This is a genomic window from Streptococcus sp. ST14 (assembly GCF_046098195.1).
In the GTDB taxonomy this organism is placed as follows: Bacteria; Bacillota; Bacilli; order Lactobacillales; family Streptococcaceae; genus Streptococcus.
The window spans coordinates 1-18,273 of the sequence record NZ_JBJUSF010000028.1 but is presented as its reverse complement, the minus strand read 5'-3'; the positions used below and the strand labels follow the sequence as shown (position 1 = coordinate 18,273).

The following is an 18,273-nucleotide window of genomic DNA, read 5'->3' as shown; positions in this document are numbered from 1 at the left end:
GATGTAACCCTCTTAAACCCTTGATACTACTGAGGTTTTGGGGTGTCTATTAGTAAGGTTACATCATTTATATAAAATATTTAATAAGTAAAAATAGCAAGTGCTATAAACGTTGATATAACAGCATTCTTGTTTTTTATAAAATATGTTTTGCGAAAAGTGATGTAACCTGTAACCATGTGTAAAATATTCACAAAATAAGCATATTTTTTTAATAAGTATAGGAGAAGAAATGTCATACACAGTAACACTATATTTTGACAATATGGTAGATGAAACTCACTTCTTTAAGAAAGTGGGTGATGCTGCCAAATGCAAGGCTCAGCTTGAGAGTAAGTATCGAGGCAATCGAATGTATAAAGTTAAGATGGATGAGGTGAGAACTTGAAATTATTTCTTAATGAAGATTGTATGGACGTCATGAAAAGATATCCTGATAACTATTTTGATTTAGCTATTGTCGATCCACCATATTTTCCTGGTCCAGAAAAAAGAAAATTTTGAACGGTCTGGACAAAGAAGAAAGATATCGCAGGACGCATTGTCCTATTTGCGATATTGAAATTGGAATATTTGATGAATACTTTAATAGTTATGGATTTTGCTGTGTGTCATGCGGTTATGAATACTATGGAATTGAGAGGTGACTAAAATGAAACCATGCAAATATCCATATTCAGGAAGGCTGAAGCTGATTAGACAGGCATTGCCAAGGTTCGTCTTACTAGGTAATGCCGCCTTTAACAGCAATTTGGTGAAATACATTGATACAATAAAACAAGTGGCACCAAATCAAACGATCGTCTATTTTAAAATCCCTAAATTCCTTTCGCACGAGGAGAAGTATGTACGGGTACCTCTCAAAATCGGTGAGGTCGTCAAGATTTTAAACCGATGATAAACAAAAAAGCCAAGGCGCTCTCTGCCTCAGCTATAATCTCAATAATATTATTATACCACAAAAGGAGATAGAGAGTGAACAAGGCTAAAGAGTTACTTGATGAACTACAGAATTTGGATGAAGAGATACAGAATCGAATAGACGAACTTGCTAATCTTGAAGCTAGTTTACTTTCTAGTCCTAAAATGAACATGGATAAGATTCAAGGTGGTCAGAAGGTTCGATTAGATGAACGTTACATCGATATTTTTAGCATGCAAGATTCCTTGAAAGAGTACATGAAGCAAGCAACTGCTGAAGCTATCCAGCGAAGAATTGAGCTCAGTAAATTGATTGATAAAATACCTAAGCCTGCAAGTCGAACAATTTTAAGGATGGTGTATATTCAGAAAGCAAGCGTGTATGATATGATTGAATTTTTACAATGCAGCAAGACTACTTTCTACAAAAAGAAGAAAGATGCAATCCGTGAATTGGGTGTTGTAGTTGATAAAAGCGAACTAATGCGAACTAATGTGAACTAGGTTGAAGCGCACTGGTCTAACAATCGTGCTATTATAGTATCATCAAGAATTAAGGGTAAGGCAGTAAGCCTTCCCTAACATGGAGAGTTGGCAGAGTCCGGTTGAATGCGCCCGTTTGCTAGACGGGTGGTCGCCTATGTGCGTTCCGTGGGTTCGAATCCCACACTCTCCTTTGAGTGTTTGTGTCCCAGAATGAGTTAAATCTTCTGGGTGGGATTCATATATCACTCATTAACTTACAAATGGTTGCGGAGCGACTGGACCTCGCATGATTGCGTAGCTACTTATATCCTAGGTAAGTTATAAGCTAGAGGGTTTGATTCCCTCAGAGGTTTTAAATGACTACAAAAAATAAAAAAAAGGAAAACTTTCAAATTGATTTCTAATTAACACAAAAGGTAGTAGTCGCCTTGCATTAAGTCACTCATCGAGTGGCTTTTTTAATTATTAAAAAGGTGGTGATGGAAAATTGAATGAAAGACAAAGACGATTCGCAGATGAGTACATCATCAGCGGGAATGCAACAGATGCAGCTATTAAGGCAGGGTATAGTGAAAAGACTGCTAGAAGTCAAGGACAAAGATTGTTGACAAAAGTTGACATTTCTGAATATATCAAAAAAAGAATGGATGAAATTCAGGACGAAAAAATCCTGACTCAAAAACAAATTCTTGTGATGTTGTCAGAGATTGCATCAGGTCAGGCAAAAGAGACAATTGTGGTCACGACAAAAGTAGCTGAGTTGATGACTGATCCTGTGACTGGTAAGTCTGTAAAAGTATACAACGAAATCCCTCAACTTGTCGAATATCCAACAAAGAACAGCGATAGGAACAAAGCTTTGGAGTTACTAGGGAAACGACATCAAATGTGGACTGATAAAGTAGACATCAATGCTATAGTTACCGAGACTAAGAAGTTTGACGATATCGTTAGTCAGCTAGGCGGTGATGGACTTGACGAATAGCTTCCCTTTATCTCAAAAGTACATTGATTTTTGCAATAGCTTTAATAATGTTGATGCGGACTTTTTGGAAGGTACAACGGCAGCTGGAAAAACAACGGTTGGTGTTGGTGTCAAGTTTATGCGAGCAGTCAGCAGGAGCACGAAGAAGTTCCACATCATTGCAGCAAAGACAGTTGGTGTAGCTGAAAAGAATATCATTAATCAGGATAACGGAATTTTAGACATCCATAAAACAGCCGTCTACTGTGGTAATGGTGACAAAGATTCGAAGATTCCTCACATCAAGTTTGAGGGTAAAATCATTTATGTATTGGGGTATGACAACAAGGAAAAATGGAAGCTGGTTCTTGGTGGACAGTATGGATGTGTCTATATTGATGAGGTCAACACGGCTGACATTGAGTTTGTTCGTGAGTTGTCCACACGTAATGATTATTTGATGGCAACGCTCAATCCGGATAATCCTGATTTACCAGTCTACAAAGAGTTCATCAACAAGGCAAGACCGTACAAAAAATACGCAGGCGATGTGCCGGAAGAAATTATGCGAGACCTATCAGAACCAGCTAACCCTAAATGGCGTTACTGGTTTTTTACGTTTAATGACAACCTGTCACTGACACCAGAAGCCATCCAGAAGAAAAAGGATGCGGCACCAGTTGGGACTAAGCTCTACAAAAATAAAATCCTTGGCCTACGTGGACGAGCAACAGGAATTGTCTTCGTTAATTTTGATAGCAAAAAACACGTATTGAGTAAGTCTTTTGTAAAGAATACGGTCACGTTCCAACGGTTCACAGCTGGACTAGATACAGCTTACTCAGCAAGTAGTCCGGATACAATTGCAATGATTTTCCAAGGGATATCAGATGACGGGAAGTTATATACGCTGGATGAGGAAGTCTATAACAACGCTGAGCTTGATGTGCCGATTGCTCCATCTGATACTGTGGTCAAGTTTATCAATTTCCTAGAACGCAATCGTAGTGAATGGGGATTGGCGCGTGATGTCTTTGTTGATAGTGCGGACCAAGCAACAATTACAGAATTAAACAAATACAAGCGACAATACGGCTGTCTGTATATCTTTAACAATGCTTATAAGAAAACCAAGATTATTGACCGGATCAACTTTCAAATTGGTTGGTTAGCTCAAGGTTGTTACTATGTGTTAAGTCATTGTATGAATCATATCAAAGAGCTAAACACTTACTCATGGAAAGAAGGAAAAGATGAGCCGGAAGATGCAAATGATCACACAATCAATGCGAATCAGTATGCATGGTTGCCATACAGGAAGATAATCGGAAGAAAGGAAAACTAAAGTGGGAATAATGGACATGATCAGAAAGAGTATGAGAAGCTTTCTCAAACTGGAACAGGCACAGCCAAATGTCATCACAATTACAGAGGCAATGACGTTTGAAGATAATGCAGCAAAGAACCAAATTTGGTATCGCGGTGACTCATACGAACTGGACCAGCTCTACAAGCAATTACCACATAGCAACATCAACTTTTGGGGAGCGACAAGTACTCCTGGGCAAGAAATTAGAAAGATTCACACAGGAATCCCTGGTCTTATCGTTGATAGGTTGGTAGATATCACGCTGCACGATATGAATGATTTAGATTTTGCCGAGGAAATGCAAGGGACTTTGTGGGAAGAGATTGCTGAAGATAGCAACTTCCACGATCAACTGCAGGAGGCGATTAAAGATAGTCTTGTGATGGGTGATGGTGCTTTTCGTATTTCATTTGATCCGGAACTTACAGCATTGCCTATTGTTGAATGGGTTGGTGGAGATAGAATTGAAATCATCTACAACCGTGGAAGATTGAAAGAAGTTATTTTCCGCACACACTTCACAGAACGCAGACGGAACTATTTGCTCGAGGAAATCTACGGCTATGGCTCATTAACTTATAAGCTCTACAGAGGCGAAACTGAGCTAGATATGAGCGCAACAGAGTACACTGCTAACCTTGTCGATGTGGAGTTCGATAAATCCGTTATCTTGTGCTTGCCGTTTAAGATTTACACGTCACCTAAAGTAAAAGGCCGTGGTCAATCTATCTATGATCGTAAGACAGATGCTTTTGATAGCTTGGATGAGTCTTGGAGTCAGTGGATGGATGCTCTTCGTTCTGGACGATCACGAGAGTATATTCCTGAGAACTTACTTCCTAGAGATCCTTACACAGGAGAAATTAGTAAGGGCAATCCTTTTGACCATCGCTTTATTAAGGTTGAGACAGCGATGGGCGAGGATGCAAAGAACACAATCACATTGCAACAAGCTAATATCCCACATGAAAGTTATTTGAGTACATACGTGACTGCGCTTGATTTAGCTTTACAAGGTATCATTAGCCCATCAACACTCGGTATTGATGTCAAGAAACTAGATAATGCCGAGGCACAACGTGAGAAAGAAAAGGCAACTCTCTATACTCGCAATGCTATTGTGACAGCTCTGCAAGATTACCTGCCAAAGTTAATCAGTATGGTTTTGAATGCTGATAGCGTGCTGAAGAAAAACCCACTACAGAAAGTCAAGGTCGACGTGCCGTTTGGCGAGTATGCTAATCCTAGTTTCGAATCACAGGTTGAGACAGTTTCTAAGGCCAAGACAGGCGGTATCATGTCGATTGAAGCGAGCGTTGAGGAATTGTACGGTGACTCAAAAGACCAGGACTGGAAAGACCATGAAGTGGCAAGAATCAAAGCGGAGCAAGGTGTGACAGAAGTCGACGTACCATCATTGAATGAAGCTGCTAACGATTTTGAGATAGAGAAGGAGGCTGAAGATGCTGAAGACAGTGACGATAGGACAGAGGATCTATCACATGAGTCAGAAGGAAGCGCAGGGACTTCTACAGATAGCGAGTGATAATGTAGAGTTTGGTATCTATGCTGTTGAGAAGAACAACAAGTTGGATATGCTCAACCTCAAAATGCCTAGTAAAACAGCTTTGAAACGACAATTGAGAAGTTTTAAGGCGCAAGGTTTTAAGGTGTACTGCAATGGCTTATGATGTATCTAAAGCATTTGAGCGAATCGAAAACGATCTGCTTGATTCTATGATTAGAAATCTCGGAAGGCATAAGGCAGAGGAAACTGCTGAAGTTTTTGAATGGGAACAATGGCAGGTCGCTCAATTGAAAGAGCTTGAACGATTTAAGCGATCCAATGCCAAAAAATATAGCAAAGAGTTTGCCAATATCAATAGCAAGATTTCTACAGCTATCCAAGAAGCCTATAAGCAAGGCATGGATGATGAGGAAATGTCTATCCTGGAAGCTATCAAGAACGGTTTTGAATTTAACAGTGGAACAGATAATCTGGGGGCTTCATTTTTCGCTATCAATGAACGAAAGTTGAATGCGTTACTTAACTCGATCGAGCATGATATGAAGACGGCAGAGCATGCTGTATTGAGGTATACAGACGACCAGTACAGGCGCACAATATTTGATGCTCAGGTAGCAGCTAACACGGGAGCTAAGACATATGAGCAATCAGTGGATATGGCCACCAAAGATTTTCTAAGTCGGGGAATCACATGCATCCAATACAGTAACGGGGCCATGGTCAATATCGTATCGTACGCTGACATGGCCATTCGGACAGCAACCAAAAGAGCCTACCTAATGGGCGAGGGAGTCAAGCGCCAGGAGTGGGGGATTCACACTGTTATCTTAAACAAGCGATCGAATGCATGTCCTCTGTGCATGCCTTTTGAAGGTAAAGTATTGATTGATGATGTCTGGTCAGGAGGCAGTGCGGCTGATGGTCCATATCCATTGTTAAGTTCTGCAATGGCAGCTGGTTTGTATCACCCTAACTGCAAAGATAAGCATACAACTTATTTTCCTGGGGTCAGTAGCGAGCCAGAGAAAATATTTACAAATCAGGAATTGGACGACATCAAGGAAAGACAGTTACTGGACAACAAAGTTCAGCATGCTAAGCGACAGGAGAAACGCTTTAGCAGATTATCGCAGTTCAGTCTCGATAAAGACAATGTTCAGAAGTACACATTAAGGGCGGAAGAATGGTCTAAATTTAAGTCTAATGCAGAAGAAAATCTGAAATACTTTGAAGCGGAAAAAGGATACAAATTATACCAAGAGTTTTCACTCGAGAGTGATAGTGATTACAAGAAATTCATCAATCGTCAGAGATTGCCTAGAGATACTAGTGGCGTAGCTTCGAAGAAGATTTCTGCAGAGACACGACACATGTATATCGAGGCGACTCGAAAAAAATTCAAGGATGGTACAGAGCTTGGACAAGCCTTGTTTGCAAGATTAGCCGACCAGTCGGCGATTGCAACTATTGCAGAAACAGGAGTTGTGAGATATGAATCTGGAAAACTCTTCCTGAACATGTATAAGGACGTAGACGACCCTCGCGGACCTGGTACTGGTTATTTCCATGAATTTGGTCACCAAATAGATGAGAAGCTGGGTTGGGAATTCACAAAGGATAAAAAAATACTGCAACTTCTACGTAAAGACTTTATCAATTTATCTGACGATACTATTTTCGAAGCAATCCACATCAACGATAAAGCTTCTTCGGCATCTGATATATTAGGAGCGTTGAGTGAAGGTAGAATACAAGGTAAGTATTCGCACTCGCTCGTTTACTGGGAGAAAAAAGGAAATATAGAGAGCGAGTTTTTTGCGCATGTCTTTGAGGCACAATTTGATAGTGAACGAAGAGAAATACTTGAAAAAACCTTTCCTGAGAGTTATAATTATGTTATAAATAAACTAAAGGAGAGGTAGTCATGCGGATTATCGAAAGCTATCAACGTGTAGCAGAAAAAGCAGATACATTCAGCGACATCTTTGGATATCGTTTAGTAGCCCCGATTTTTCCTGTAGCGGCTATCTATGGACCACAAGAAGAGAGTGATATCTTTGAAGCAAAATTAGACAAATGTATCAAAGATCAATACGATTATTTTGCAGATGAGTACGGCTATGATTCAGAAGAGAAAAGACGTAGACTGCAACGTGAGAAGTATGTATTTTACGATTGTTAATATCACAGAGCGCCGATAAGGTGCTTTTTTTGTACTCAGAAAGGATTGAAAAAATGAAATACAGAAAGAAACCAGTAGTCATTGAGGCGGTGCAGTGGACGGGCGAAAATGTAAAAGAAATCGCTACTTTTATGGGTATTGAATCTGTACCCTACGATTTAAACACTCGAAAACTATCTATTGTGACCTTAGAGGGCATCATGGAAGCATCAAAAGACGATTACATTATCAAAGGCGTGCAAGGTGAATTTTATCCATGTAAGCCTGATATTTTTGCAGAAACATATGAAAAAACGGAGGAATGAAATGTTAGAGAAAGCAAAACAATTGGCATCACAAGAATTTTCGCGCTTATCAGATCGTGAAATCAAAGCAGAAGACTGCTTTGTAGTTTGGTTTAGCAAGACCCTGCAAAACTGGAAAGCTCTTGTTAGTACGAACGCAATTACATCAAGCGAACCTTGTGGAGATTATGCAGAAATCACGCATAACGGAGACAAGAAAGAGACTTATGTGGATGTTTACGCAAAGGTTTCAAACCGTGCCATTAAAGATTAGGAGGTGATCCAACATCTTGACTTGCAGGAATAGACTACTATAAATCACTGTAAATTGCTATAAACCGCCTCAAATTCGACGCGGTTTTTCTTATACTCTAATTTTTGTCCGAAGACTAAAAACTACGTGGAGACACCAGTGACAATAACTGAAATAGGGAGACACCCTTAAAACTGAAAGGAGAACGCTATGTTCAAACGCAAACTATTTTTCCATAATGCAGATACAGGAACCAGCTCTGGTTCTGCAGGTGGACAAGACACGTCAAGCCAAACTCAATCAGCTAGCACTCCTGAGATTGACTATGACAAAATCGCTAGCATTGTCGAAGGCAAGCAAAAGGTTGCTGAAGACACTGTGCTAAAAAATTACTTTAAGCAGCAAGGATTGAGTGGTGAAGAAATGGCTCAAGCTATTACTGCTTTTAAGTCTCAGAAAGCTGATGCAACACCAGACGTCACATCACTACAGCAACAGTTAACGCAGGCGCAAGCAAGTGCATTGCAAGCTAATTTAGAGCGAAATCTACAATTAGCAGCAATCGAGGAAGGATTACCTGTTGGTGTATTACCTTATGTGATGAAATTGGCTGATACATCAACTCTCACACTTGAATCGAAACCAGAAGATTTCAAAGCTATTGTCGCAAAAGTGTTGGAAGACGTTCCTGCATTGAAGCCAAATAAAGAAGAGTCAACTGGGTTTCAACAAATCGGATCTACCGGTAAAACACAACAAACTAACCAAACTGATGCCATTGCTGCAGCGTTTGGTCTTTAAGAAAAAGGAGAATTAAATTATGACAGTTTATAACTACGCAGAACAATTCGAACAAGCTTTGCATCAAAAATATGCAAAGGAGCTTGCGTCTGTAGATTTGTTTAACTCAAATCCGCAAGTGAAATTTATCAACGCCCAAACAATCAAGCTACCAAACATCACAGTATCTGGTTACAAAGACCACAATCGTCAAACTATCGGTTTTAATTCTGGAACAATCTCAAACGATTGGGAACCAAAGAAACTCGAACATGACCGCGACATTGAATTTGCAATCGATCCTATGGATGTTGATGAAACAAACCTTGTCATCTCTATTGCCAATGTCCAAAACACTCTGGAAACTGAACAAGGTATTCCTGAGAAAGATTGCTACGTGTTCTCAAAACTCTACACAGAAGCTGGAAAGTATGCCGCTAACGGTGCCACTATCGACACTACAACATTGACTGCAGAAAATATCTTGCAAAAATTTGATGATGCCATGGAAAAAATGGACGAAGCAGGCGTCCCATCTGAAGGTCGCATTTTGTACGTCACTCCAGCTGTCAAAAAGCTCTTCAAGCAGGCTAAAGACATCCAACGTGTGCTAGGAGTGAATGGTTCAAATGGCGACGTCAAACGCTCTATCTATAGCCTTGATGACGTTAAAATCAAACAAGTGCAATCAGCTCGCATGAAATCACAATACAACTTTACAAATGGTTGTGTCGCAACAGATGAAGCGAAACAAATGAACTTCATCTTAATCCACCCATCTTGTGAAGTTGCTCGTGAAAAATACTCTTACATCAAAGTATTTACACCAGGACATGACTCACGTACAGCTGACAACTACTTGCTCCAATCTCGCTTCTACATGGATGCATTCTTGATTAAGAATAAAGCAGCGGGTATCTTTATCAACGCGACAGCGTAAGAAAGGATGGTGTAGCATATGGCATTAAAAGCAATTAAAGGCGCTCGAGTCTATGATATCGATGAGTCAGCGATCAATGATTTTGTTGGTCGTGGCTTTGAAGTCTACGAAGATGGTGAATTAAAATATGGTGAATCTGTCGACAAGGTTTCAAAAGAGGAGTACGAAAAAGTTTTGGCTGACTTGAAAAATGCTAAGGATGAAATCAAGAAGCTCAAAGGAGCTAAGGAGTAACAGTCATGTATGCTAGTCCAGATTATTACAAAAAGACGTTTGTTGGTGTGATTTCTGCTGATTCAGAAGAACTGGCTAGCAAACTTAAATCAGCTTCTGACAAGATTGATATACTTACGTTCAACCGAATCCGTGGCATTGGATTCGACAATCTGACACCATTTCAGCAGGAAGTTATCCGAAAGGCTTGTTGTCAGATTGTTGACTTTGAGGAGGTTAATGCTGATTTGATAGCTACTACAGTTTCAAACTACAGCATTAATGGTGTGTCAATGCAATTTGGATCAAATTGGAATATTGCTACAGAACAAGGTATTGTTATTTATCGCAAAACCTATGAACTTTTGAAGCAAACAGGATTGACAAGGAGGGTTATTTGATGAAATTTCCACAACTTGTCTTACCTCAATTTTGCCAGACGCAAATCACAGTCATAGTCAACCAAGAAGGAGTTTCTGAAGACGGCGAACCTTTAGAGGCGTTCAGAGCTAATCTAAAGTGCAATTATCAGGACAGTGTCAAAACAGTCCTAACTGAACAGAAGAAGCTGGTCCAAATTACTGGGTCAGCTTATTTCGTTGGTGATATTGCACCGTATTTGCCTACATTGAGCGGTGGGACTGCAATTGTATTTGGTATTGTCAGGAGGATTGTGGACAGCCGGAAAGCTAGAAATCCAGATGGGACTGTTAACTATACCTACATCGGATTGGAGTGATGCTATGTTTGTGAATTCTACAGTAAAGCTAGATTTTGGCACTATCCGCAAACTGGAAAGGGCTCAAATCATAGCACTGGAACAGACTGCTGAATACCTGCATACAGAAGTTGTGCAGGCACAAGTAGTACCATTTGACAATGGTGTTGAAGAATGGAAACCATTTGACCAAAAAGGTTGGACACGTCGTTTGATGACTGCGAAGTCAGTTACAATTTCTGTTTCTGGTAAACGAAATGTAGGTGATGCAGGTAACGACTACATCGCAGGTCTTGCGTTTAAAAATGGTCGCGATTCTGAAGCGGACTTTCAATGGACTTTCCCAGATGGAACAAAAATCAAATTTAAAGACGCGGTTATCAATCTTAAGGACTTTATTTCGGGGGATTCAACTGGTGTTGCACCATTGTCATTTGATGTCATGTCAAATGGTAAACCAGAAGTGGTGCCAGCAGGTTAATTTAGAGGGTTTCGACCCTCTTTTTATTTTTAAGGAGGAAATATGGTTGAAGCTGAAGAAACCAACGCAACAGCAACCATAGCTTTTATTGATATCGATACAGGTATCGAATATAAGGCTGGAGATACCGTTGATTTAAGCGGTAAATCCAAAGAGCGAATCGAAGCTATGGCAAGCAAAGAAAATCGAACTGGTCAAATACTGATCAACATTTTATCTGAAGAAAAGGAAACTGAATAATGTCAAAAGTAATTGATATCACAGAAAAACTCAATTTTGAAGAAAATCCAAAATTGAAAATTAAAGATGCTGAAATTGAAGTCAATACAGATGCAACAACTGTACTGACTCTAATGCAGACCGTCGGTGATGAAGAAGGAACTCCATCTGCCAAAAAAATGATGGAAATGTTTGAGCTAATCTTCCCTGAGAATAGTCGCAAAACACTTAATGAAATGCGCTTGAATTTTGCTGACTTAACTAAAGTTATTGAAGCAGCGATGACGTTGGTCATGGGAGAAGAAGAAATGGGAGAACAGTGAGCCATACTATGACCTATTTGAGGATTTCGATTTAATCGTCAGTTCTCTTAGGACACAGTATGGCTTATCTGTATACTCTAATGAATTTAAGAATATGAAGTGGAAAGAGTTCAAGGCTCTCTTAGCTGGTTTGTCCGGAGAAACACCGCTTGGTCGAATCGTCCAAATTCGAAGCGAAGATGACCCTAAAATGCTAGAAGTATTTTCAGAAGGTCAGCACCGTATTCGAAACGAATGGAGATTGAGACTTGCCAAGGAGAAAACTGAACAAGATCTGACTCAAGTTCTTGAAGAATTAAAACAAGCCTTTGTTGAGATGGCTAAGTAGGAGGTGATAGCTATTGGCACAGACAGTTGGTCAAATTGGTCTTGACCTTGTCGTCAACGACAAACAATTTAAAGGCCAGATGAGTGGCTTGCAAGGGATGGCAACGAAAGCTGCCAAGATGCTTGCAGGAGCATTTGCAATCAAGAAACTTGTTGATTTCGGAGCTCAAGCTATCAAGCTCGGCTCAGATCTCAACGAAGTACAAAACGTTGTTGACGTTGCTTTCCCACGCATGAGCAAGCAAGTCGATGACTTTGCAAAACAAGCTATGTATACCTCTGGGTTATCAGAGACCATGGCAAAACGATACACCGGCACATTCGGTGCGATGACGAAAGCTTTTGGTTTCAGCGAACAAAAAGCTTACGAGATGTCGACAGCTTTAACTAGTTTAGCGGGCGATGTGGCATCTTTTTATAATATTAGTCAAGATGAAGCCTACACAAAGCTGAAATCAGTCTTTACTGGTGAAACAGAGACGCTTAAAGATTTAGGTGTTGTTATGACTCAATCGGCACTTGATGCGTATGCAATGGCTAACGGCTTTGGAAAGACGACACAAGAAATGTCTGAGGCTGAAAAAGTTGCTTTGCGGTTCGCATTTGTAACAGATAAGCTGTCACTAGCTAGTGGCGACTTCGCTAGGACATCTGACAGTTGGGCTAACCAAGTTAGAATTATGAAGCTACAGTTCGAAAGCTTTATGGCAAGCGTCGGAGCTGGCTTGATTAACATTTTTACCCCAGTCATCAAAGTGATTAACTTTTTGCTCAGCAAATTGCTGACAGTAGGTAATGCTTTTAAAGCATTGACTGAACTATTTACTGGCAAGAAGTCTATGAAAGGCTCGGGTATCCAAGAAACAGCTGATGCAGTTGGTAATTTAGGAGAGGCTTCTGATGGTGCAGCAGGAGGAGCTGGCAATTTAGGAAAAGCCGCTAAAGGAGCCGGCAAGGCTGCGGATGGAGCTGGTAAAGCAGCTAAGAAAGCTGCCCAAGAAATGAAATCTCTCATGGGATTTGACCAAATCAATAAACTATCTGACTCATCCGATAGCGGAGATGGTGGTGGAGATTCCGGTGGCGGTCCTGGTGGTTCAGGCGGCGGAGGTGGTGGAACACCTAAAGGCGCTGAAGTCGACATGGGAAAAATTGCTGAAGGTGGGAATCAATTAGACGGTCTGTTTGATGGATTGTTTAAACGATTGCTTGAACTCGTCAAATTGTTTCAGGACGGTTTCAATGCTTCATTTAGATTTGATGGCATCGAACGACTCAAAACGGCATTGCAACGAATCGGCGAATTACTCCAAGAGATTTTTACAGATCCAAAAGTGGTTGCTTCATTTCAAACTATGCTTGATAAGATAGCTTATGCTCTAGGGCAATTTGTTGGCTCGATAGGGACTGTTGCTCTCGGGATAGGAGTCTTTATAGCCGAAAGTATAGCTAATGGCTTACAGCGCCAAAAAGAGCGTATTAAGAGCGCTCTTGTATCTCTATTTACCAACATAGGAAACGTAGCTGAGGTTGCTGGTAATATCGTTCAAGCTTTCTCAAATGGTTTTTACGATGTCATCACATCTTCTGGCGCTGTTAGAATTGGCAGTGCGATTGTATCTGCGATTTTAAGTGCTGGTAGCACAGTAATCGAATTAGGCAGTAAGATAGCAGGAGATTTTGCTAAAGGAATTGAAAAAGCAATAGTTCCGAATGTTCCACAGTTAGTAAAAGCCTGGACAGGATTATTAGATGGCATCGCTCCTGTTTTTGAAAGTTTAGAATCACTGGTAGATGATGCGTTGAAACGTGTGTACGATGACAAAGCAAAACCATTTATTGACTCTTTGACAAGTGGTTTTGGTCAGTTGATGAAAAGCTTTTTGGATGGGTGGAATACTTACCTCAATCCAGTTCTATCAAAATTGGGCAAAATGTTTTCGGAAGTTTATGACGCTCATGTAAAACCAGCTATCGATAATCTCTCTATGCTTTTAGGTAGTTTTTTTGATTTTTTCAAAGCAGCTTGGGAAGACTTTGTTTTGAATGTAGATGTCACAAAATTTATGGAGATTCTTAGCGGATTAGCAGAAGTTATCGGTACAGCATTGATCAATGCTATTGCAGCACTCTCTGATATCATCGGTGGTCTTGCTCAAGCTCTATCTGGTTTGATTGATTTTGTAACGGGTGTTTTTACAGGGGATTGGGATAAAGCTTGGAACGGAATTAAAAATCTATTTTCCGGTATCATCCAATCTCTCTTAGCCGCACTTGGAATTGATATCGATTCGATGATTGCAGAGTTCACACGTTGGTGGGAATCTGTTAAGACCATTTTTGCACCTGTTGTTCAATGGTTCAAGGACAAGTTTAAACAAGCCTGGGATGCCATTGTTGCTATCTTTACCGGTATTGGTTCTTGGTTCTCTCAACGCTACAATGAGTTAAAAAGCAATCTTGCTTCTATTCCTGATTGGTTCAAAGACAAGTTCCGCAACGCGTGGACAGGTTTGACAGGTATCTTCAATCCTATTGCAAGTTGGTTTGCAGGGAAGTGGAGTAATATCCAATCTGCTCTTGCTAGTATACCAGGGTGGTTTTCTTCAAAATTCCGCGAAGCATATAACAATGTCAAGAATGCATTTTCTGGCATTATCGGGTTCTTTAGCGGACTTTGGGGGCAAATACGCTCAACGTTTACTCACGTTGGAACCATGGTTGGAAGTGCCATTGGCGGTGCTGTACGTAGCGTTATTAACGGGGTGCTTGGCACGGTAGAAAGCACAATCAATAGTGGTATCAGCTTACTCAATGGCGCTATTAGCGTGATTAATAAATTACCTGGTGTAAATATCGGTGGATTTAGTTACATTGGACTACCTCGACTTGCTCAAGGTGGCTTTGTTAAGGCCAATACACCACAAATTGCCATGATTGGTGACAACAAGCATTACGGTGAGATTGTTGCTCCGGAAAATAAAATGCTTGAAATGGCACGTCGTGCAGCGGAATTGTCAAATAATGGCGGTGGACCAGAAGTTCTAGCCTTACTGACACAGTTGTTACAAGCGGTTCGTGCTCTTGATTTGACAATTGATGGTGATAAAATCACCAAGAAGATTGTAGATAAAATCAATGAAATTGCAATTAAAACAGGGGAATCCCCCCTCATGATTTAGGAGTTATGCATGAGTGAAATATCAGTAGGTGGAGTAGCTCTTGCTTCTCCAGTTGAAATCAGCATCAATAATGAGATTATCTGGTCATCTTCTACGGGTCGTAGTGCTAGTGGATTGATGACGGGTGACGTCATTGCGGAAAAACGTACATTCTCCATCAAATGGGGAATTATCACAGAAGCAGAAAGAAATCTTATCAAGTCTAAATTGGTAGCCGGATTTTTTACTGCAAACATTTTAGGACAGTCTATCACTGGTTACCGCGGAACTATCACAGAGACAGTAATGGGACGTCTGAGTGACGGTGTGACCTATTACAACGGATTATCTGTATCTATTATCGAGCAGTAGGAGGGATTATGCTAGAAGTAACATCAGATTATATCAAAGCAATAGAGAACCATCTGCGCGTGTTTGAGGCTAACTTTGATTTAAATGGTAAGAGATACACAAAAACCAAAATTGCATCAGCTACGTACGACAGTTCCATCGGTAATAGTAATGATTTTACAATTGGTGGTGGGTACATCAATAGTCTAGAAATTGAAATTAAAGAGATTATTGAAGGTCTGCAAGAAATGATGCCGGCAACAATGTCGGTAGCAATTGCGGGTAAAACCGTCCCACTTGGCAAGTTTTTTGTTACCGAGGTTAAGCTAGATCGTAATGATAAAAAGACTAAAATTAAGCTACAGGACGAGTTTGTTAGATTGTCTGGTGCTTATGATAGTCAGCTTACTTATCCAGCTTATACAAGGGATATTTTATCAGAAATCGTGAGATTGACAGGTATCACGACAGATACTAATATCCAATTAGTAAATGATCAAGTTGCGAAGAAACTAGAAAAAACAAGTTATCGTGAGGCGTTAGTTTATTTAGCGCAATTATCAGGAAGCTTCGTCAGATTTAATCGTAATGGGAAGCTTGATTTTATCAAGCTAAAGACAACATCAAGACATATCACGAAAGATATGTATAAGCCAGGTGGATTAGAACGTGACGAGATACCTTACAGGTTGAAAGGTATTGAGTGTAAGTCTGCTGATAAGGTTGTGTATAAATCAGGATTGTCCACAGGTAATATCATGAAGTTAAAAAATCCATGGGTTACACAAGAAATTCTGGATCGTGTCTTCAATGAATACCGTGATTTTAACTTTTATCCATATACATTATCCTGGCGTGGTGATATGACCATGGAATCCGGTGACTGGGTTACAGTACACTGGGATGAAAATATCTATTTTGATATTCCAATGCTGTCCTACAAACTTTCGTTTGATGGTGGTTTATCTGCCCATAGTAGTGGAAATGCTGCTGGAGTTGCACAAGGTACTTATAAATATAAGGGGACCATGCAACGTCAAATAGAGTATTTAGACGAACTTATCACTAAGCAAGGTAGTATGTACCTTGATACATCAAGCCCTACCAAACCAAAAAATGGAGATATATGGTTTAAACCTAATGGTGGATATGTTGAAATGTGGGAACGTGTAGAAGGTTCATGGGTTAAAAAGGCAGACAGCGCTAATGTCGGAGAAATTGTCAATACGATAACCACTGATGAATTGCTAGCAAAAAAAGTTTCTGCAGCAATTGGTAATTACATTACGTTAAATGCCAAAAATATAACTGCTGGAGATCTGGATTTAGCACGTTTGCGAATCATGAATGGTTTGCAAGAGATTGTTTCCGTCCGTGACGGCAAAGTTGTGATGAACATTGATAAGCTCACTATCAATGCTCAAGATGTAGCGACGAAAGAAGATCTAAAAAAAATTGAACTAACTCCTGGACCTCAAGGGGAACGTGGGCAACAGGGGGTACCTGGTGTCCAAGGTTTGCAAGGACCGAAAGGCGACCAAGGTATCCCAGGGCAAACTGGAGCTAACGGACGCACTACTTATTTTCACAGGGCTTGGGCAAATTCATCTGATGGCCGTGATGGTTTTAGTACGTCTGATAGCACTAACAAGCGCTACTTAGGTACTCTAACAGACTTTAACGAGGCTGACAGTCAGGATCCTGCAAGATACAAGTGGACTGCTCTCTTTGAGAATGTTTCTGGTGGAAATCGAAACTATTTCAAGAACGGCAGAACTCAGCAAATCAACATAGGAAATCGTGAAATGTATGATATGCGGACTTTTATCGTTGATGACTTTTGGAAAAATCCAGATAGATTAAAACCAAATTATGTCCGTATCTCATTTGAAGTGTCTCTGTCTCCTGCTTTATCAAAAGATACACAGGTCGCTGTGCATTTTTCGGCTGCCCCTTGGTACAGTAACAGACTCACACTCAAAGCTGGAGTTACTACTCCGCAAAAATTTGAGTTTATTATCGATTTGTCAAAAGCTAATGAAACATACCAGACAAATAATGTTTTTATCAGATTTGGCACAAATTACGGTTTCCCAGCTAATCAGACTGTTACGCTTGAAAATGCCATGTTATCCATAGGCACCAACTTTCTTGGCTATGTCAAAGCCATTGAAGATGTTGAAACTGACATCAATTCCAAAGCTGACCATAAATTGACTCAAGAGCAGTTAAATGCCCTTAACGAGAAATCACAGATTTTAGAGGCTGAAATGAAAGCGAAAGCATCTATGGAGGCCTTTGGTGAATTAGAAAAAGCATATAATGCCTTTGTTGACAAGAATGCTAAAGATGCAGCCCAATCTGAAAAAGATTTGATTGAAGCGGGCAGAAGAATTGAGTTTTTATCAATAGAATTTGGTGGCTTGAAGGAGATGAAAAAGTTCATCGATACCTATATGAGCGCTTCAAATGAGGGGCTCATCATTGGAAAGAACGATGCTAGTTCATCAATCAAAGTCAGTCATGATAGGATTTCTATGTTTTCTGCAGGTAAGGAAGTAATGTATATTTCGCAAGGTGTGATTCATATCGACAACGGTATTTTCACCGCGTCAGTTCAAATCGGATGCTTTAGAACAGAACAGTATTATCTTGACAAAGATGTGAATGTTATTCGATATGTAGGAGGTTAAAAAGAGGAAAATGACTAAATTTATCAATTCTAGTGGCCCATTGCATTTGAACCTTTACGTCGAACAAGTTAGTCAGGACA

At 40.2% G+C, this 18,273-nt stretch carries 22 protein-coding genes, 1 tRNA gene and 1 pseudogene; all 24 read left to right on the top strand.

Features of this window, described 5'->3' with window-relative positions:
* Window positions 1–232: 232 nt before the first annotated feature.
* The 24 genes and pseudogenes from ACIY19_RS08900 (at window position 233) to ACIY19_RS08785 (ending at window position 18,193) form a co-directional block, all read left to right on the top strand.
* On the top strand, window positions 233–388 hold the full coding sequence (locus ACIY19_RS08900; RefSeq protein WP_201058223.1) for a hypothetical protein: 156 nt from the start codon (window positions 233–235) through the stop codon (window positions 386–388).
* A pseudogene (locus ACIY19_RS08895) lies at window positions 385–501 on the top strand (site-specific DNA-methyltransferase); the annotation flags it as partial. The gene ACIY19_RS08900 and the pseudogene ACIY19_RS08895, both read left to right, overlap by 4 nt.
* Window positions 502–975: 474 nt before the next feature.
* Window positions 976–1,425, top strand: coding sequence for a DUF1492 domain-containing protein (locus ACIY19_RS08890; RefSeq protein ID WP_007518751.1), 450 nt, complete (start codon window positions 976–978; stop codon window positions 1,423–1,425).
* 81 nt (window positions 1,426–1,506) lie between these two features.
* Window positions 1,507–1,597, top strand: a tRNA-Ser gene (locus ACIY19_RS08885).
* 297 nt (window positions 1,598–1,894) lie between these two features.
* A complete protein-coding gene (locus ACIY19_RS08880) occupies window positions 1,895–2,392 on the top strand; it encodes a terminase small subunit (protein WP_007518752.1) in 498 nt (165 codons plus the stop codon).
* On the top strand, window positions 2,376–3,716 hold the full coding sequence (locus ACIY19_RS08875) for a phage terminase large subunit (RefSeq protein ID WP_007518754.1): 1,341 nt from the start codon (window positions 2,376–2,378) through the stop codon (window positions 3,714–3,716). The genes ACIY19_RS08880 and ACIY19_RS08875 overlap by 17 nt, the downstream gene beginning before the upstream one ends.
* Before the next feature lie 10 nt (window positions 3,717–3,726).
* Entirely contained in the window at window positions 3,727–5,286 is a 1,560-nt protein-coding gene (locus ACIY19_RS08870; protein ID WP_250315605.1) for a capsid protein, read from the top strand.
* Window positions 5,243–5,431 (top strand): hypothetical protein, encoded by a 189-nt coding sequence (locus ACIY19_RS08865; protein WP_007518758.1) that lies wholly within the window; start codon window positions 5,243–5,245, stop codon window positions 5,429–5,431. Before ACIY19_RS08870 ends, ACIY19_RS08865 begins: the two co-directional genes overlap by 44 nt.
* Window positions 5,421–7,190, top strand: coding sequence for a phage minor capsid protein (locus ACIY19_RS08860; protein ID WP_409003220.1), 1,770 nt, complete (start codon window positions 5,421–5,423; stop codon window positions 7,188–7,190). The genes ACIY19_RS08865 and ACIY19_RS08860 overlap by 11 nt, the downstream gene beginning before the upstream one ends.
* Window positions 7,191–7,192: 2 nt before the next feature.
* Entirely contained in the window at window positions 7,193–7,450 is a 258-nt protein-coding gene (locus ACIY19_RS08855) for a hypothetical protein (protein ID WP_007518762.1), read from the top strand.
* 53 nt (window positions 7,451–7,503) lie between these two features.
* Complete coding sequence (locus ACIY19_RS08850; RefSeq protein ID WP_007518764.1) at window positions 7,504–7,755, top strand: hypothetical protein; 252 nt, start codon at window positions 7,504–7,506, stop codon at window positions 7,753–7,755.
* Window position 7,756: 1 nt separating this feature from the next.
* Window positions 7,757–8,008 (top strand): DUF6275 family protein, encoded by a 252-nt coding sequence (locus ACIY19_RS08845; RefSeq protein ID WP_007518765.1) that lies wholly within the window; start codon window positions 7,757–7,759, stop codon window positions 8,006–8,008.
* Between the two features lie 189 nt (window positions 8,009–8,197).
* Complete coding sequence (locus tag ACIY19_RS08840; RefSeq protein ID WP_409003219.1) at window positions 8,198–8,788, top strand: hypothetical protein; 591 nt, start codon at window positions 8,198–8,200, stop codon at window positions 8,786–8,788.
* 19 nt (window positions 8,789–8,807) lie between these two features.
* Window positions 8,808–9,707, top strand: a complete 900-nt coding sequence (locus ACIY19_RS08835) for a capsid protein (RefSeq protein ID WP_409003218.1) — start codon at window positions 8,808–8,810, stop codon at window positions 9,705–9,707.
* Window positions 9,708–9,725: 18 nt separating this feature from the next.
* On the top strand, window positions 9,726–9,941 hold the full coding sequence (locus tag ACIY19_RS08830) for a hypothetical protein (protein ID WP_007518771.1): 216 nt from the start codon (window positions 9,726–9,728) through the stop codon (window positions 9,939–9,941).
* A gap of 5 nt (window positions 9,942–9,946) precedes the next feature.
* Window positions 9,947–10,321 (top strand): hypothetical protein, encoded by a 375-nt coding sequence (locus tag ACIY19_RS08825; RefSeq protein ID WP_007518773.1) that lies wholly within the window; start codon window positions 9,947–9,949, stop codon window positions 10,319–10,321.
* Window positions 10,321–10,659 (top strand): hypothetical protein, encoded by a 339-nt coding sequence (locus ACIY19_RS08820; protein ID WP_007518775.1) that lies wholly within the window; start codon window positions 10,321–10,323, stop codon window positions 10,657–10,659. Before ACIY19_RS08825 ends, ACIY19_RS08820 begins: the two co-directional genes overlap by 1 nt.
* A complete protein-coding gene (locus tag ACIY19_RS08815; RefSeq protein ID WP_409003217.1) occupies window positions 10,622–11,119 on the top strand; it encodes a phage tail tube protein in 498 nt (165 codons plus the stop codon). Before ACIY19_RS08820 ends, ACIY19_RS08815 begins: the two co-directional genes overlap by 38 nt.
* A 42-nt stretch (window positions 11,120–11,161) precedes the next feature.
* Window positions 11,162–11,359, top strand: coding sequence for a hypothetical protein (locus ACIY19_RS08810; RefSeq protein ID WP_007518782.1), 198 nt, complete (start codon window positions 11,162–11,164; stop codon window positions 11,357–11,359).
* Window positions 11,359–11,661 carry a hypothetical protein gene (locus ACIY19_RS08805; protein WP_409003216.1) on the top strand — a complete coding sequence of 101 codons (303 nt, stop codon included), beginning with the start codon at window positions 11,359–11,361 and terminating at the stop codon, window positions 11,659–11,661. The genes ACIY19_RS08810 and ACIY19_RS08805 overlap by 1 nt, the downstream gene beginning before the upstream one ends.
* A 34-nt stretch (window positions 11,662–11,695) precedes the next feature.
* Complete coding sequence (locus ACIY19_RS08800) at window positions 11,696–11,989, top strand: Gp15 family bacteriophage protein (protein WP_029680951.1); 294 nt, start codon at window positions 11,696–11,698, stop codon at window positions 11,987–11,989.
* Window positions 11,990–12,002: 13 nt separating this feature from the next.
* Window positions 12,003–15,170 carry a hypothetical protein gene (locus tag ACIY19_RS08795; protein ID WP_409003215.1) on the top strand — a complete coding sequence of 1,056 codons (3,168 nt, stop codon included), beginning with the start codon at window positions 12,003–12,005 and terminating at the stop codon, window positions 15,168–15,170.
* Window positions 15,171–15,179: 9 nt separating this feature from the next.
* Window positions 15,180–15,521: a hypothetical protein gene (locus ACIY19_RS08790; RefSeq protein WP_049479251.1), complete on the top strand. Its 342-nt coding sequence runs from the start codon at window positions 15,180–15,182 to the stop codon at window positions 15,519–15,521.
* A 230-nt stretch (window positions 15,522–15,751) separates the two neighbouring features.
* Window positions 15,752–18,193: a collagen-like protein gene (locus ACIY19_RS08785; protein ID WP_409003214.1), complete on the top strand. Its 2,442-nt coding sequence runs from the start codon at window positions 15,752–15,754 to the stop codon at window positions 18,191–18,193.
* Window positions 18,194–18,273: the final 80 nt, after the last annotated feature.